We start from the raw sequence: 14,814 nt of genomic DNA, 5'->3' as shown, positions 1-14,814 counted from the left end.
TATGAAGCCGATCTGGATAGTAGACGACGACCAATCGATCCGCTGGGTGCTCGAAAAGGCGCTCGCCCGGGACAGCTTCGCGACGAAGAGCTTCGCGAACGTGCGTGACGCGCTGGCCGCGCTCGACCACGAGACCCCGCAGGTGCTCGTATCCGACATCCGGATGCCGGGCGGCTCGGGCCTCGAGTTGCTGCAGGCGATGCACGAGCGCCTGCCGGGCCTGCCCGTCATCATCATGACGGCGTTCTCCGATCTCGACAGCGCCGTCGCGGCGTTCCAGGGCGGCGCGTTCGAATATCTCGCGAAGCCGTTCGACGTCGACAAGGCGGTCGAGCTGATCCGCCGCGCGGTGGAAGAAAGCCTGCGCGGCGGCGCGCCGCAGGACGAGCGTGTGGCCGAGGCGCCCGAGATGCTCGGCCAGGCGCCCGCGATGCAGGACATGTTCCGCGCGATCGGCCGCCTGTCGCACTCGGCCGCGACCGTGCTGATCACCGGCGAATCGGGCACCGGCAAGGAGCTCGTCGCGCGTGCACTGCACCGTCACAGCCCGCGTGCGAACGGGCCGTTCATCGCGCTGAACACCGCGGCGATTCCGAAGGATCTGCTCGAATCCGAGCTGTTCGGCCATGAGCGCGGCGCGTTCACCGGCGCGCAGACGACGCGGCAGGGCCGCTTCGAGCAGGCCGAGAACGGCACGCTGTTCCTCGACGAAATCGGCGACATGCCGTTCGACCTGCAGACGCGCCTGTTGCGCGTGCTGTCGGACGGGCAGTTCTATCGGGTCGGCGGGCACAACCCGCTGCGCGCGAACGTGCGCGTGATCGCCGCGACGCACCAGAATCTCGAATCGCGCGTGCGGCAGGGGCTGTTCCGCGAGGACCTTTACCACCGGCTCAACGTGATCCGGCTGCGCCTGCCGCCGCTGCGCGAACGCAGCGAGGACATCGCGCTGCTCACGCGCCACTTCCTGCAGAAGAGCGCACGCGATCTCGGCGTCGAGCCGAAGCGCGTGTCCGACGAAGCGCTGGCTTACCTCACGTCGCTGGCGTTTCCCGGTAACGTGCGCCAGCTCGAGAACCTCGCGAACTGGCTGACCGTGATGGCGCCCGCGCAGACGGTCGAGATCAAGGACCTGCCGCCCGACCTCGTGCCGGCCGGTGCGCCGGTGGTTGCGACGGGCGACGGTGCGGATGCGCGCGGCAGCGGTGGCGAGACGGCGCTTGCGCAACCGGCGATCGGTGTCGCTGCGGTGGCGTCCGCACCCGTCGGGGCGGCGCCGAACGGCGGCGCGCCGGCTGGCTACCCGGTCTGGGAGCATGGCTTGCGTACCGAGGTCGCACGGCTGTTGCGCGAGAACTCGGCCGACGTGATGGACGAACTCGCACGCCGCTTCGAGGCGGCCGTGATCCGTGAGGCGCTCGACTTCACGCGCGGCCGCAAGGTCGAGGCCGCGGAGCGGCTCGGCATCGGCCGCAACACGATCACGCGCAAGATCCAGGAACTCCATCTGGAGCCCTGAGCACGATTTGCGGCATGCGCGGGCGTCGCGCATGCCGCGATCGGACATAATCGCGGTTTGCACGTCGTTTGCCATTCCGCCGATCCTCAATGTCCGATTCCTTCCGCTGGCCCGCCGGGGCCGACCCGTTCCGTTTCCTCGAAGCGCTCGACAGCAAGCGCGCCCGCACGTGGGTCGACGAGCAGAATACGCGCACGCGCGCCGCGCTGCGTGACGACGACGCGTATCGCGCGCTGACGGCGCGCCTCGCCAAAGCGTACCTGCCGCGCGAGCGCCCGGTGATTCCGACCCGCTGGCGCGACTGGGCCTACGACCTGTGGCAGGACGATCTTCATCCGAAGGGGCTGTGGCGCCGCACGCGCTGGGACGACTGGCGCGCGGGAAAACCGGCGTGGGAAACGCTGCTCGACGTCGACGCGCTCGGTGCGGAGGAGGGCGAGTCGTGGGTGTTCGAGCAGGACGCGATCCTGTATCCGGACGGCGATCGCGCGCTGCTGTCGCTGTCGCCGGGCGGCGCCGACGCGGTCGTCGTGCGCGAATTCGATCTCGTCGAACGCCGTTTCGTCGACGGCGGCTTCACGATCGACGAGCCGGGACATCACACGGTCGGCTGGATCGATCGCGATACCGTCTACGTGAGCTGGGATCGCGGCGAAGCGCACGCAACCGCGGCCGGCTATCCGTATGAAGCGCGGCGCTGGGTGCGTGGCACCGCGCTCGCCGATGCGCCCGTCGTCTTCCGCGGCGAACCCGACGACATCAGCGCGGGTGCGGGATACGATCCGATCGACAACCGTCACGTCGCGTGGCGCAGCGTCGATTTCTTCGACGCACATGCGTACCGCCTGACGGAGACGGGCGAGTGGGTGCGCTACGACGTACCGACCCACGTCGAGGTCGGATTCTGGGAAGGCTGGCTCATGCTGGAGCCGCGCCTCGACTGGGATTGCGACGGCGTGCGCCATGCGGGCGGCTCGCTGCTCGCGATCCGCGAGCAGGCGTTTCTGGCCGGGTCGCGCGAACTCACGACGCTGTTCGCGCCGCAACCGTCGACGTCCGCATGCACGTGGACGCACACGCGCACGACGCTGATCGCGAGCTGGCTCGACGACGTGCACAATCGCACGATGCTGTGGCAGCCGAGCCAGGCCGACGACGGTACGTGGACGTGGGACGCGCGGCCGTTCGAGTGGCCGGGGCCGGGCGATGCGCAAATCGACGTCGAGCCCGTCGAGTCGACGCTGAACGACGAGATTTACGTGGACGTCGACACGTATCTCGATCCGCCCGAATGCTGGCTGGCTGATCTTGCCGATCGCGCGGACGATGCGCCGTCGCGCCGCGTGCTGCTCGACCGGCCGCCGGTGCAGTTCGACGCGGCCGGGCTCGTCGTGCGCCGCGCGAGCGCGCGTTCGCAAGACGGCACGATGGTGCCGTACACGCTGATCGGGCCGCGCGATGCGCTCGACGTGGCCGACGGCGCCGCGCGTGTCGCGCGGCCGTGCCTGCTGTCGGGCTATGGCGGCTTTGCGATTCCGAACCTGCCGGGCTACAGCGATGCGTTCGGTATCGGCTGGCTCGAGCGCGGCGGCGTGATGGCGTTCGCGCACATCCGCGGCGGCGGCGAGTTCGGGCCGCGCTGGCACGTCGATGCGCAGCGCGAACACCGCCAGCGCTCCTTCGACGATTTCATCGCGGTGGCCGAGGATCTGGTCGCGACCGGCGTGACGACCGCCGCGCAGCTCGGCATCGAGGGGGGCAGCAACGGCGGGCTGCTGGTCGCCGCGTGCATGGTGCAGCGGCCGGCGCTGTTCGGCGCGGTGCTCTGCCGCGTGCCGCTGCTCGACATGCAGCGTTATCCGAAGCTGCACGCGGGCGCCGCTTGGCTCGACGAGTACGGTGATCCGGACGATCCGCACGAAGGGGCGGCGCTGGCCGCATATTCGCCGTATCACCGCGTGCGCGAAGGCGTCACGTATCCGCCGCTACTGCTGACGACGTCGACGCGCGACGACCGCGTGCATCCGGCGCACGCACGCAAGATGGCCGCGCGCATGCAGGCGCTCGGTCATGAACGGGTGTGGTACTGGGAGAACACCGACGGCGGCCACGGCAGCGCCGACGATCTGGAACGCGCGGAGGCCGATGCGGCCGAATTCGGGTTCCTGTGGGCCCATCTCGGGCCGGCGCCCGCGCGGCGCTGAACGCGCGCGGGGTGCCCAGGACATCAGCCGACGACCGCGACGACGGGCGTGTGGTCGGACGGCTGTTCCCACGTGCGCGGCGTGCGATCGACTTCGCACGACGTGCAGGTTTCCGCGAGCGCCGGCGACAGCAGCACGTGGTCGATGCGCAGCCCCGCGTTGCGGCGGAACGCCATCATCCGGTAGTCCCACCACGTGAAGGTCTTCTCCGGCTGTTCGAAGCGGCGGAACGCGTCGACGAAGCCCAGCTCGATCAGTTGCGCGAAGTGGGCGCGCTCCTGCGGCGACACGAGGTTCTGGCCTTCCCATTTCGCCGGGTCGTGCACGTCGCGGTCTTCCGGCGCGATGTTGTAGTCGCCGAGCAGCGCGAGCTTCGGGTAGCGCTGCAGCTCGGTGCGCATCCATGCCTGCAGCGCGTCGAGCCATTGCATCTTGTAGACGAACTTGTCGGAGTCGGGCGCCTGGCCATTCGGGAAATACGCGGACACGATGCGCACGCCGTCGACCGTCGCGGCGACCACGCGTTGCTGCGGGTCGTCGAAACCGGGGATGTTGCGCACGACGTCCGATTCGTCGACGGACAGCGTGTCGCGCGCGAGGATCGCGACGCCGTTGTAGGTCTTCTGGCCCGTGAACCAGCTGCGGTAGCCGACCGCTTCAAGCTCGGCGCGCGGGAATTTCTCGTCCGGCAGCTTCAGTTCCTGCAGGCAAAGCACGTCGGTTCCGCTTTGCGCGAGCCAGTCGAGCACGTGCTGTTTGCGGACGTTGAGCGAGTTGACGTTCCAGGTGGCGATTTTCATGAACGGGAGTGTGCGTGCGGGGTGAATACGAAGGCCGCCATCTTACCGCGAGCACGGGGCGCGAACGCGCGCTTCGTGCGGGGCGGGGGAGGCGCCGCGCGCGGCCGTTTCGATGAACCGAGAAGAAATTGTGACAAAAGTATTGACGTGAGTACTTCCTCACCCTATAATTTATTTCTCTGACGCGGGGTGGAGCAGTCTGGCAGCTCGTCGGGCTCATAACCCGAAGGTCGTAGGTTCAAATCCTACCCCCGCAACCAAGCACACTAGGCGATGTGCAGCGCAAGTGACCGATGCGCACTTCGTCTACGAAAAACCCGGCTTCGTGCCGGGTTTTTTGTTTTCCGCGTCCGCCCGTTATTTCGGCGCGCCCGGACTGCCGGGCAGGAAGCCGTTCTCGAACAGATAGGTCGTCGTGTTGACCAGCGTGGCCCGCGCGTTAGGCGTGCCCGACATCACCGCGCACTTGTCCTTCCCCGCGCTCAGCCTGATCGACCGCTCGGTCGTCGGGTAGTCCACATCCTTCAGATAGAAATGCGGCAGCGACGTCATGTAGCGTGCATACGGCACGCATGGCCGCTGCATCGGGTCCTTCGACGCAGAGTTGAACGGAAAATATTCGTCGAACAGATAAGCCGAGCTCGCCAGGCCGCCCCAGTCCGTCGGTATCGCGATGCTGCCCGTCGGCGTCGTGGCGCCGGTGGCGACGTCCGTGATGAAGCCGTCGACGGTCGAGCGCCCGTCGCTGCGATTGGCCTGCGTCACGGTGACCTGCAGCCGATAGGCGTGGCCGGTTTTCCACGGGTAGGCGATCGAGCACGACGTGCCGGAGCCGCCGTCGGCGCCGCTGCGACAATTCGCCGACAGCGGCGCCGTGCCGGTGCCGAACGCGCTGAAGATCACCACGTTGCTGCCTTGCGTGCGCGGCTGGATGCCGGTGTAGATCGGGTGCCCGCCGTGTTGCGACGACAACTGGTTGGCCCAGTAGTAACTGGCGTTGACCTGGGCCGGCACGACTTCGGGCGTGATGTCCCACGTCATGCGATCGAAGCCGTCCTTGGGCGTCGTGGCCGCCGATGCGGTAATGGTGGGGTCGGCGTGCGCGTTGAGCGTGGCCGACACGGCGAGCAGCGCGCCGAATACGATGCTGAGCTTTTTCATGTTCCTGATTCCTGTTGGTGGAAAAAGAGACCGCGACGAGCAGCGTCGATTGCGGCGGCGCTGCCCGCATACCAATTTGAGGTCACTTTATTACCAATAGATAACCAGTCGAGTCGGCGCGCCCGCGCGAACCGAGTCGCGCGATTCGCGGGGCGCTCGTGCCGGGCCCGTGTCACGGGCGAGAGCACGGAGTCGGGCGGGCGGCGACGCGCAAGCCGGGAGAGTGAATCGCCGCGTGCGCAACAATGCGGCGATGCCATCCGGCGACGGTCGCTGCTACGCGATGGCACGCGTCGTTCAGCGCGCCGCCCACTCGACGGCCGCCTTCGCATGCAGCGCGGTCGTATCGAATACCGGCAGCGGCGAGTCGTCCGCACTGATCAGCAGCGTGATTTCCGTGCAGCCGAGGATCACGGCCTGCGCGCCGCGCGCGGCCAGTCCGTCGATGATCGATACATAGGTCGCGCGCGATTCCGGCGAGACGATGCCGTGGCACAGCTCGTCGTAGATGATCCGGTGCACGTCGTCGCGCCCGCGTTCGTCCGGCACCAGCACGTCGAGCCCGAACTTCTCGCGCAGCCGCTCCGCGTAGAACGGCAACTCCATCGTGTAGCGCGTGCCGAGCAGCGCGACGCGCTCGACGCCCGCATCGCGCAGCGCAGTGCCGGTCGGATCGGCGATGTGCAGGAACGGCAGCGTCACCGCGGCTTCGATCGCGTCGTGCACGCGATGCATCGTATTCGTCGTCAGGACGACGAGATCGGCACCGGCCGCTTCGAGTTGCCGCGCGGCGTCGGCCATCCGTTCGCCGAGCGCGGCCCAGTCGTGCGTGCGCTGCAGTGCTTCGATCTCCGCGAAATCGACCGTGACCAGCACGCTCTTCGCGTTGTGATGCCCGCCGTGCAATGCCTTCGAGTGCCGGTTGATCATCCGGTAGTACTCTGCCGACGATTCCCAGCTCATGCCGCCGATCAGACCGATCGTCTTCATCTTCACCTTTGCGTTTCGTGTATCGCGGCAGACGAGTATAGGTGCCGCTGCGCGTGCCCGGCCGGTACGGTCCGCGCAAACCGGGCCGGTACGGCGCAGTTGGTTGCGGACGGCCGGTTGCGGACGGCCGGTGCGGACGGCCGGCCCCGGACGTACGCGGCGGTTGAAACCGGCACTGTGTTTTTGTACAGTATCGACACCGTGAACCCGACCACCATCCCGCCTGCCGATCCGCACGCGTCGCCGCCCGGCGACGCGCCGCCGCGCATGCGCAAGATCATTCATTGCGACTGCGACTGCTTCTACGCGTCGGTCGAGATGCGCGACGACCCGTCGCTGCGCAACCGGCCGCTCGCCGTCGGCGGCCGGCCCGACCAGCGCGGCGTGATCGCGACCTGCAACTACGAGGCGCGGCGCTACGGCGTGAATTCGGCAATGTCGTCGGCGCTGGCGATGCGCAAGTGTCCGGACCTGCTGATCCTGCCGTCCGCGATGGACAAGTACCGCGCGGCGTCGCGGCAAATCATGGCGATCTATCGCGACTACACGCCGGACGTCGAGCCGCTGTCGCTCGACGAGGCGTACCTCGACGTCAGCGGGTCGGACCGTTGCCAGGGCAGCGCGACGCTGATTGCGCGTGAGATCCGCCAGCGCGTGTTCGACACGGTTGGCGTGACCGTGTCGGCCGGCGTCGCGCCGAACAAGTTCATCGCGAAGATCGCGTCCGACTGGAACAAGCCCGACGGGCTGTTCGTCGTGCGGCCGCACGAGATCGACGCGTTCGTCGCGGCGCTGCCGGTGCGCAAGCTGCACGGCGTCGGCAAGGTGACGGCCACGCGGCTCGACCGGCTCGGCATCCAGACCTGCGCGCAGTTGCGCGACTGGCCGCTGATCGACCTGCACCGTGAATTCGGCGCGTTCGGGCGGCGGTTGTACGAACTGTCGCGCGGGATCGACGAGCGGCGCGTGCAGGCCGACCAGGAGCGCAAGTCGGTCAGCGTCGAGACGACCTACGTGACCGACCTGACGACGCTCGAGCAGTGCGCGGACGAAATCCGCCGCCTCGTCGTGCAGCTCGACGCGCGGATCGAACGGGCGGGCGCGGCGCGCTCGATCCGCAAGCTGTACGTGAAGATCCGCTTTGCCGATTTCCAGCGCACGACGGTCGAGTGCGTGGCCGATGCGACGAATGCGGACACGGCCGTCACGCTGCTCGCGAAGGGGCTGCAACGGCGGGCGCAGGCGGTGCGTCTGCTCGGCGTCGGTGTGCGTATCGACGAAGATACGGCCGAGCGCCACGGGCAGTTCTCGCTGTTCGACGACGCGTCGCCGGCACCATGAAAAAAGCACCGCCGAAGCGGTGCTTTGTTTCCATGCAGCGGAAAGGGCCAGGCGGCGCGCTTAGTGCGCGGGCGCGGCCATCCCGTTGTGGCGCAGCAGCGCATCGATCTGCGGCTCGCGGCCGCGGAACGCCTTGAACGAATCCATCGCCGGGCGGCTGCCGCCGACCTCGAGGATTTCGCGGCGATAGCGCGTGCCGGTCGCCGCATCGAGCACGCTGCCGCTCGCGGCCGCCGCTTCCTCGAACGCCGCATACGCGTCGGCCGACAGCACCTCGGCCCACTTGTAGCTGTAATAGCCGGCCGCGTAACCGCCCGCGAAGATGTGGCTGAACGTGTTCGGCCAGCGCGAGAACGCGGCTTGCGGGATCACGTGATAGCGCTCGTTGATCTCGCGCGCGAATTCGGTCACGCCGGTGGCGCCCGCCGGGTCGAAGTCGACGTGCAGCAGCATGTCGAACATCGAGAACACGATCTGGCGCAGCGTGCCGAGCCCGCTCTGGAAGTTCTTCGCCGCGATCATCTTGTCGAACAGCTCGCGCGGCAGCGTGGCGCCCGTGTCGACGTGCGACGACAGCGACGACAGCACGTCCCATTCCCAGCAGAAGTTTTCCATGAACTGCGACGGCAGCTCGACGGCATCCCATTCGACGCCGTTGATGCCCGACACGCCGAGCTCGTCGACGCGCGTGAGCATGTGGTGCAGCCCGTGGCCGAATTCATGGAACAGCGTGATGACTTCGTCGTGCGTGAAGCACGCGGGCTTGCCGCCGACCGGCGCCGAGAAGTTGCAGGTGAGATACGCGACCGGCGTCTGCACGGAGCTGCCGCGCTTCGCGCGCGAACGCGCGTCGTCCATCCATGCGCCGCCGCGCTTGCCTTCGCGCGCGTACAGGTCGAGATAGAACTGCGCGACGAGCGAGCCGTCGCGGTTCTCGACGCGGAAGAAACGCACGTCCTTGTGCCACACCGGCGCGTCGTCCGGCTTGATCTGCACGCCGAACAGCGTCTCGGTGACGGTGAACAGGCCCTTCAGCGCGGCCGGCTCCGGGAAGTACTGCTTGACCTCGTTTTCCGAGAACGCATAGCGCTGCTGGCGCAGCTTTTCGGCCGCGAATGCGACGTCCCACGGCGCGAGTTCGGCGAGGCCGAGTTCCTTCGCGGCGAACGTGCGCAGCTCGTCCCAGTCCTTGTCCGCGTGCGGGCGCGCGCGCGTCGCGAGATCCTCGAGGAACGCGATCACCTGCTGCGGCGATTCGGCCATCTTCGGCGCGAGCGACACTTCGGCGAAGTTGCGGAAGCCGAGCATCAGCGCTTCTTCGCGGCGCAGCTTCAGCGCATCGGCGACGATCGCCGTGTTGTCCCATTCGGCCTTGCCGTCGCCGTACTGCGGCCCGAGTTCCGATGCGCGCGTCGCATAGGCGCGGTAGAGCGTCTCGCGCAGGGTGCGGTTGTCGGCGTATTGCAGCACCGGGAAGTACGACGGGAAGTGCAGCGTGAATTTCCAGCCTTCCTTGGCATCCTTTTGCGCGGCTTCGCGGGCGGCCTCGATCGCGTCGCCGGGCAGGCCGGCCAGATCGGCCTCGTCCTGCACGAAATACGCGTACGCGTTGGTCGCGTCGAGCACGTGGTCGGAGAATGCCTTCGACAGCGCGGCCTGCTGTTCCTGCAGTTCGGCGAAGCGCGGCTTCTGGTCCTCGGGCAGCTCGGCGCCCGACAGGCGGAAATCGCGCAGCGCGTTGTCGAGGATCTTCTTGCGTTCGGTGGACAGCGTTGCGTATTCGGCGCTTGCGGCGATCGCCTTGTACTTCTCGTACAGCGCGAGGTTCTGGCCGACGCTCGACCAGAATTCGGTCACGCGCGGCAGGTTCTCGCCATAGGCGGCCCGCAGTTCGGGCGTATCGGCAACCGCGTTCAGGTGGCCGACGATGCCCCACGCGCGACCGAGCGGCTCCGTCGCGCGCTCGACCGTCTCGACGACTGCAGCCCAGGTTGCCGGCGTCGCGGCTGCGCTTGCCGTCTCGACCGCACGGTTGGCATCATCGAGCAGCGTGTCGAGCGCGGGCGTCACGTGTTCCGGGCGGATCTCGCCGAAGCGGGGCAGGCCCGAGAAATCGAGCAGCGGGTTGGTGTTGGCGCTGGCGGACATAAGACTCCCTGTCTGTTGCCGGATGAACCGGAGTGAAAAGGGTAGGGCGCGCAAGGCAATGCGGCGCCCGATATCGACATTATTGGGGCGCATCGCGCGCTTTCCAATCGTTAGTTTCTAACGACGCGATTGGTGTGGGGTCGAATGCGGCGGGATGGAGCGTCGGGTGGCGCGGCCGACAGGATGCGGCCGGCGAGGGCGGCAAGGCGCCGGCGCGCGGAACCGCGCGCCGGCTGAACGGGGCAGGGGCTCAGGCGGCCGCGTCGGCGGCGCGCTCGGCGGCTTCGATCGTGTTGATCAGCAGCATCGTGATGGTCAGCGGGCCGACACCGCCCGGCACCGGCGTGATGTGGCCGGCCACTTCCTTCACGCCCTCGAAGTCGACGTCGCCGCACAGCTTGCCCGCGTCGTCGCGGTTCATGCCGACGTCGATCACCGTCGCGCCGGACTTCACCATGTCGGCGGTCAGGATGTTGCGCTTGCCGACCGCGGCGACCACGATGTCGGCCTGCCGCGTGTGCGCGGCGAGGTCGCGCGTCTTGCTGTGGCAGATCGTCACGGTCGCGCCGGCGTCGAGCAGCATCATCGCCATCGGCTTGCCGACGATGTTCGAGCGACCGATCACGACCGCGTTCGCGCCCTGCAGCGGGATGTCGTGCGCTTCGAACATCTTCATCACGCCGTACGGCGTGCACGGCCGGAACAGCGGCTTGCCGGTCATCAGCGCGCCCGCGTTCGCGACGTGGAAGCCGTCGACGTCCTTCTCCGGCGCGATCGCCTCGAGCACCTTGTGGCTGTCGATGTGCTTGGGCAGCGGCAGCTGGACGAGGATGCCGTGGATCTTCGGATCGCGGTTCAGTGCGTCGATGCGCGCGAGCAGATCGGCTTCCGACAGCGTGTCCGGGTACGCATCCTTCAGCGAGAAGAAGCCGTTGTCCTCGCACGCCTTGATCTTGTTGCGCACGTAGACTTCGCTCGCCGGGTTGGCGCCGACGAGGATCACCGCGAGACCGGGCTGGTGGCCGCGTGCGGTCAGGGCGGCGGCGCGTTCGGCGGCCTGTGCGCGCAGGGTCTTCGAAAGGGCGTTGCCGTCGATGAGGAGGGCTGTCATGGTGGTGGTCCTGCCGGGAAGTTGGAATGCGGTCGTGCGGCGCCCGAAGCGTCGCAGCAAAGCACGCGATTATACCGTTCGCCTGCCGCCGTCCGACAACGAATAAGCAGGAAGCGTCATGGCCGCGGCGCTCACGCGCCGGGAGAAAGGCCGCCGCCGCGCGAGTGGGCCGCATCGCGCGGGGCGGCCAGGACTGGCTGCGGGCCGGGCGGGCAGCGCTGCCGCGGCCCGGCGCTCGCTCAGGCCTGCTTCTTCGACAGCGCGAGGCGCAGCAGGTCGGCCACCGTGTTGACGTTGAGCTTTTCCATAATGTTCGCGCGGTGCGCTTCGACCGTCTTGATGCTGATGCCGAGATCGTCGGCGATCTGCTTGTTCAGGCGGCCCGCGATGATCCGTTCGAGCACCTGCTGCTCGCGCGCGGTCAGCTTCGACAGGCGTTCGCTCGCGGCACGCTGTTCCTGGACGCTCTTGCTTTCGCTTCGGGCCTTGTCGAGCATCCGCTCGACGAGCTTGCGCAGCTCCGCTTCGTCGAACGGTTTCTCGATAAAGTCCATCGCACCCTTTTTCATCGTCGAGACGGCCATCGGCACGTCGCCGTGACCCGTGACGAAGATGATCGGCAGCGCGGCATTGTCGGCAATCAGGCGCTCCTGCAGTTCGAGGCCGCTCATGCCCGACATCCGGACGTCGAGGATCAGGCACGCGATCTGTCCGGCCTGCTGGGCAGGCTGGTAGGCATCGAGGAACTGCTCGGCGCTCGAGAAGCATTGCACGCGATAGCCGTTCGCCTCCAGCAGCCAGCGCAGCGAGTCCCGTACGGCCTCGTCGTCGTCGACGACAAAGACGGTTTCCTGAGTGGTGGTGACAGGGCTATTCATAGTTCTCCCGTAACGGTATGTGATGCCGATGCCTCGCGCCCCCCTTGGCCGAGATCAGCGGGTTCCCCAATGGGCAGGCTGCAGTGGAACGTTGCGCCGGATATGCGGCCATCCGGCTCGACGTTGTTGACCACCCACAGACGCCCCCGATGCGATTCGATGATCGAACGGCAGATATTCAGCCCCATGCCCATGCCATCGGACTTGGTGCTGTAAAACGGTTCAAACAGGCGCTCGGCGCTTGCTTCGTCGACGCCCGGGCCCTGGTCGATCACACGGATGTCGACGAAGCCCGCCTCGATGTCGGCGACGACGCGGATCACGCCGTCCACCGACGCCGGCTTCACGTCGGCCATGGCCTCGGCCGCGTTCTTCATCAGGTTCACGAGCACCTGCTCGATCAGCACGGGGTCGACATAAATAATAGGCATTCTTGCGAGGATTTCCGTGACGATCCGGATCCTGCGCTTCCTGGCCTCGATTTCGGCGAGCCCGACCGCGTCGGCGACGATGTCCGCGACCCGCGCCGGCTGGCGCTTCGGCTCGCTGCGCTTCACGAATTCGCGGATCCGCTTGACGATCATCCCCGCGCGCAGCGCCTGCTGCGCGGTCTTTTCCAGCGCGGGCTGCAGCGTCTCCGGCGTGCCGCGGCCGCTCTTCACGAGCGCGAGCGTGCCCGAGCAGTAGTTGTTGATCGCGGCGAGCGGCTGGTTCAATTCGTGAGCAATCGACGACGCCATTTCACCCATCGTCATCAATCGGCTCGTGAACTGCAGCTTCTCTTCCTGCTGGTGCGCGAGTTCCTGTGCCTTCTTGCGGGTCGTGATGTCGGTCGCGATCTGCATCTGCGCGAGGTGGCCGTCCACCCACTGGATGTACTGCCGGCGTACCTCGAACCATTTCTGGATGCTCTCGACGTACACCTCCTGCGCATCGGCGGTGCTGCTCGTCAGCGCGGCGGCCGGCAGGCCCGCGAACGCGTCGACCATGTCGATCGAGTCGGACGATGCCTGCGCGCGGTCGAAGCCGCCGCCCGACAGCTCGAGATGGCCGTCCGGACGAATGCCGAACAGGTGGCGGTAGTAGCGGTTCGCGAACAGCAGCTCGGCTTCGTCGGCGGCCAGCACCGACACCGCGGCGTCGAGGCTTTCGAGCACCGTCGTGAAGCGCTCGTGCGCGGCCGCGAGTTCCTCGCGCGCACGTTTCGGCTCGGTGATGTCGGTCATCGACGACATCCAGCCGGTCTGGCGGCCCGAGCTGTCGATCAGCGGCGACACGTACAGGCGCGCATGGAACAGCGTGCCGTTCTTGCGCCGCACGCGCAGCTCGAAGCCCGAGCTCGGCGCCTTGCCGCGCAGCGTCATGTCGAGCTGGCGCTGCATTTCCGGGTACGCGTCGCGCGGCCAGTACGGGAACGGCGCGACCTTGCCGACGAGGTCGGTTTCGTCCCAGCCCGTCATCCGGCAGAACGCGGGGTTCACGTGCGTGATGCGGCCGTGCATGTCGAGCACGCGCATGCCGATCAGCACCGAGTTCTCCATCGCGCGGCGGAAGAACGCTTCCGCGTACAGCGCCTGCTGCGCCTCGAAGCGCTGGCGCGTGTGTTTCCACAGGCTCCAGAGGCTCCACAGCACGAAGCACGACAGGCCTGCGACGAGCCATACGAGCGTGTTGTTGGTCAGGTTCGTGAGCTGCGGGAATGCGTACACGCGCACGGTCAGCCCCTGGCCGGGCGGATCGAGCGGCAGGTCGTAGTGGGAGTCGCGCGGCAGGCGCGGGCGCGTCGACGTGGACGACAGCTCGCGGTTGTTCGCGTCGGTGATCGAGATCTTGTACTTCGACGACAACTCCTGCGGGATGTCGTGCTTCAGGATGCCTTCGACCGAGAACACCGCGGCGATCGAGCCGAGGTACTCGCGGTCGCCGCGCATCACGGGTGTCTGCAGCGTGATGAAGCCGTTGCCGAAGTCGTCGTAGATCAGCGGCGAATACGCCTGGCGGCGCGTGCTGCGCGCCTCGTCGTACGCGCCGCGCACGGCGTCCTGCATCTGCGCTTCGCCGGGCTTCGCGAGCCGCTGGCCGAGCAGCGGCGGATGCACGGTCGGCCAGCGCTGCACGCCGGGCGACGTGTACCAGTTCAGGTAGAGGATTTCCGGATGCGTTTGCATCACGTCCGCGACCGCCATCTGGAACGCGTTCTGGTCGAGGCGGCCGGAGGCGAGATCGCGCGACAGCGCCTGGAGTTGTTCCTGCGCGCCCGTCATCGACAGGCGGATCTGCTGCTGCGCCCACGCGACGTTACGGAAGAGGGTGTCTTCCTGCTGCTGCTGTTCGCGGCGATTGAGGCTCCACAGGATGAGGCTCATCACCACCAGGAACACCAGGATCGACAGCAGGGGCGTCAGCAAATAGGAATTGGACCACCACGGTCCGTGGTGCCAACGGGACGGCTGCGACTCCGCCGGCGGGCCCGACGGTCGCGCCGAGCGTGCGAAAAGCCGATCGGTCAACATGGCAGGATTGTAGCGCAGCGCAATACATGGAAAACCTATACCGGATATGTTGAACGGAAACGGATTTGTTCAGCCGCGACGCGCCGGAGAGCCCCGAAATATGGGTGCAGCGCAGCAATATTTCGCATTGCGAGAAAAGATCTCACGAT

At 67.4% G+C, this 14,814-nt stretch carries 10 protein-coding genes and 1 tRNA gene; 4 read left to right on the top strand and 7 right to left on the bottom strand.

Annotation, left to right across the window (positions count from 1 at the left end):
- Position 1: 1 nt before the first annotated feature.
- Together ntrC and CFB82_RS12205 are read left to right on the top strand one after the other, a co-directional pair.
- Complete coding sequence (ntrC, locus tag CFB82_RS12210; protein WP_089484261.1) at positions 2 to 1,519, top strand: nitrogen regulation protein NR(I); 1,518 nt, start codon at positions 2 to 4, stop codon at positions 1,517 to 1,519.
- 89 nt (positions 1,520 to 1,608) lie between these two features.
- Positions 1,609 to 3,723 carry a prolyl oligopeptidase family serine peptidase gene (locus CFB82_RS12205; protein ID WP_089484260.1) on the top strand — a complete coding sequence of 705 codons (2,115 nt, stop codon included), beginning with the start codon at positions 1,609 to 1,611 and terminating at the stop codon, positions 3,721 to 3,723.
- Positions 3,724 to 3,746: 23 nt separating this feature from the next.
- On the opposite strand, the gene xth is transcribed toward CFB82_RS12205, so the two are convergent.
- Entirely contained in the window at positions 3,747 to 4,523 is a 777-nt protein-coding gene (xth, locus tag CFB82_RS12200; RefSeq protein WP_089484259.1) for an exodeoxyribonuclease III, read from the bottom strand.
- 183 nt (positions 4,524 to 4,706) lie between these two features.
- On the opposite strand from xth, the gene CFB82_RS12195 reads away from it, so the two are divergent.
- Positions 4,707 to 4,783 (top strand) — tRNA-Met (locus CFB82_RS12195).
- 97 nt (positions 4,784 to 4,880) lie between these two features.
- On the opposite strand, the gene CFB82_RS12190 is transcribed toward CFB82_RS12195, so the two are convergent.
- On the bottom strand, positions 4,881 to 5,684 hold the full coding sequence (locus CFB82_RS12190) for a DUF3472 domain-containing protein (RefSeq protein ID WP_089484258.1): 804 nt from the start codon (positions 5,682 to 5,684) through the stop codon (positions 4,881 to 4,883).
- A gap of 297 nt (positions 5,685 to 5,981) precedes the next feature.
- Positions 5,982 to 6,674, bottom strand: coding sequence for an aspartate/glutamate racemase family protein (locus tag CFB82_RS12180; protein ID WP_089484284.1), 693 nt, complete (start codon positions 6,672 to 6,674; stop codon positions 5,982 to 5,984).
- Between the two features lie 177 nt (positions 6,675 to 6,851).
- Between CFB82_RS12180 and dinB the strand changes: the two genes are divergently transcribed.
- Positions 6,852 to 8,015 (top strand): DNA polymerase IV, encoded by a 1,164-nt coding sequence (gene dinB, locus CFB82_RS12175; RefSeq protein WP_089484257.1) that lies wholly within the window; start codon positions 6,852 to 6,854, stop codon positions 8,013 to 8,015.
- Positions 8,016 to 8,075: 60 nt separating this feature from the next.
- On the opposite strand, the gene CFB82_RS12170 is transcribed toward dinB, so the two are convergent.
- From CFB82_RS12170 to fixL, 4 genes are all read right to left on the bottom strand, one after another.
- Entirely contained in the window at positions 8,076 to 10,163 is a 2,088-nt protein-coding gene (locus tag CFB82_RS12170) for a M3 family metallopeptidase (protein ID WP_089484256.1), read from the bottom strand.
- A 250-nt stretch (positions 10,164 to 10,413) separates the two neighbouring features.
- Positions 10,414 to 11,274, bottom strand: a complete 861-nt coding sequence (folD, locus tag CFB82_RS12165) for a bifunctional methylenetetrahydrofolate dehydrogenase/methenyltetrahydrofolate cyclohydrolase FolD (RefSeq protein ID WP_089484255.1) — start codon at positions 11,272 to 11,274, stop codon at positions 10,414 to 10,416.
- A 239-nt stretch (positions 11,275 to 11,513) separates the two neighbouring features.
- Positions 11,514 to 12,152: an oxygen response regulator transcription factor FixJ gene (gene fixJ, locus CFB82_RS12160; protein WP_006493245.1), complete on the bottom strand. Its 639-nt coding sequence runs from the start codon at positions 12,150 to 12,152 to the stop codon at positions 11,514 to 11,516.
- Positions 12,149 to 14,665, bottom strand: coding sequence for an oxygen sensor histidine kinase FixL (gene fixL, locus CFB82_RS12155; RefSeq protein WP_069248365.1), 2,517 nt, complete (start codon positions 14,663 to 14,665; stop codon positions 12,149 to 12,151). Before fixL ends, fixJ begins: the two co-directional genes overlap by 4 nt.
- Positions 14,666 to 14,814: the final 149 nt, after the last annotated feature.

Origin of the sequence: Burkholderia sp. HI2714 (assembly GCF_002223085.1) — a bacterium.
Taxonomy (GTDB): domain Bacteria; phylum Pseudomonadota; class Gammaproteobacteria; order Burkholderiales; family Burkholderiaceae; genus Burkholderia; species Burkholderia lata_D.
Note: the sequence above shows the minus strand (reverse complement) of the source record. Positions and strands in the feature narration are given on the sequence as shown.

Excerpts from the sequence above, each read along its gene's own strand:
- ntrC (WP_089484261.1), top strand. The coding sequence starts at position 2 with ATGAAGCCGATCTGGATAGTAGACGACGACCAATCGATCCGCTGGGTG.
- CFB82_RS12205 (WP_089484260.1), top strand. The coding sequence starts at position 1,609 with ATGTCCGATTCCTTCCGCTGGCCCGCCGGGGCCGACCCGTTCCGTTTC.
- xth (WP_089484259.1), bottom strand. The coding sequence starts at position 4,523 with ATGAAAATCGCCACCTGGAACGTCAACTCGCTCAACGTCCGCAAACAG.
- CFB82_RS12190 (WP_089484258.1), bottom strand. The coding sequence starts at position 5,684 with ATGAAAAAGCTCAGCATCGTATTCGGCGCGCTGCTCGCCGTGTCGGCC.
- CFB82_RS12180 (WP_089484284.1), bottom strand. The coding sequence starts at position 6,674 with ATGAAGACGATCGGTCTGATCGGCGGCATGAGCTGGGAATCGTCGGCA.
- CFB82_RS12170 (WP_089484256.1), bottom strand. The coding sequence starts at position 10,163 with ATGTCCGCCAGCGCCAACACCAACCCGCTGCTCGATTTCTCGGGCCTG.
- folD (WP_089484255.1), bottom strand. The coding sequence starts at position 11,274 with ATGACAGCCCTCCTCATCGACGGCAACGCCCTTTCGAAGACCCTGCGC.
- fixJ (WP_006493245.1), bottom strand. The coding sequence starts at position 12,152 with ATGAATAGCCCTGTCACCACCACTCAGGAAACCGTCTTTGTCGTCGAC.
- fixL (WP_069248365.1), bottom strand. The coding sequence starts at position 14,665 with ATGTTGACCGATCGGCTTTTCGCACGCTCGGCGCGACCGTCGGGCCCG.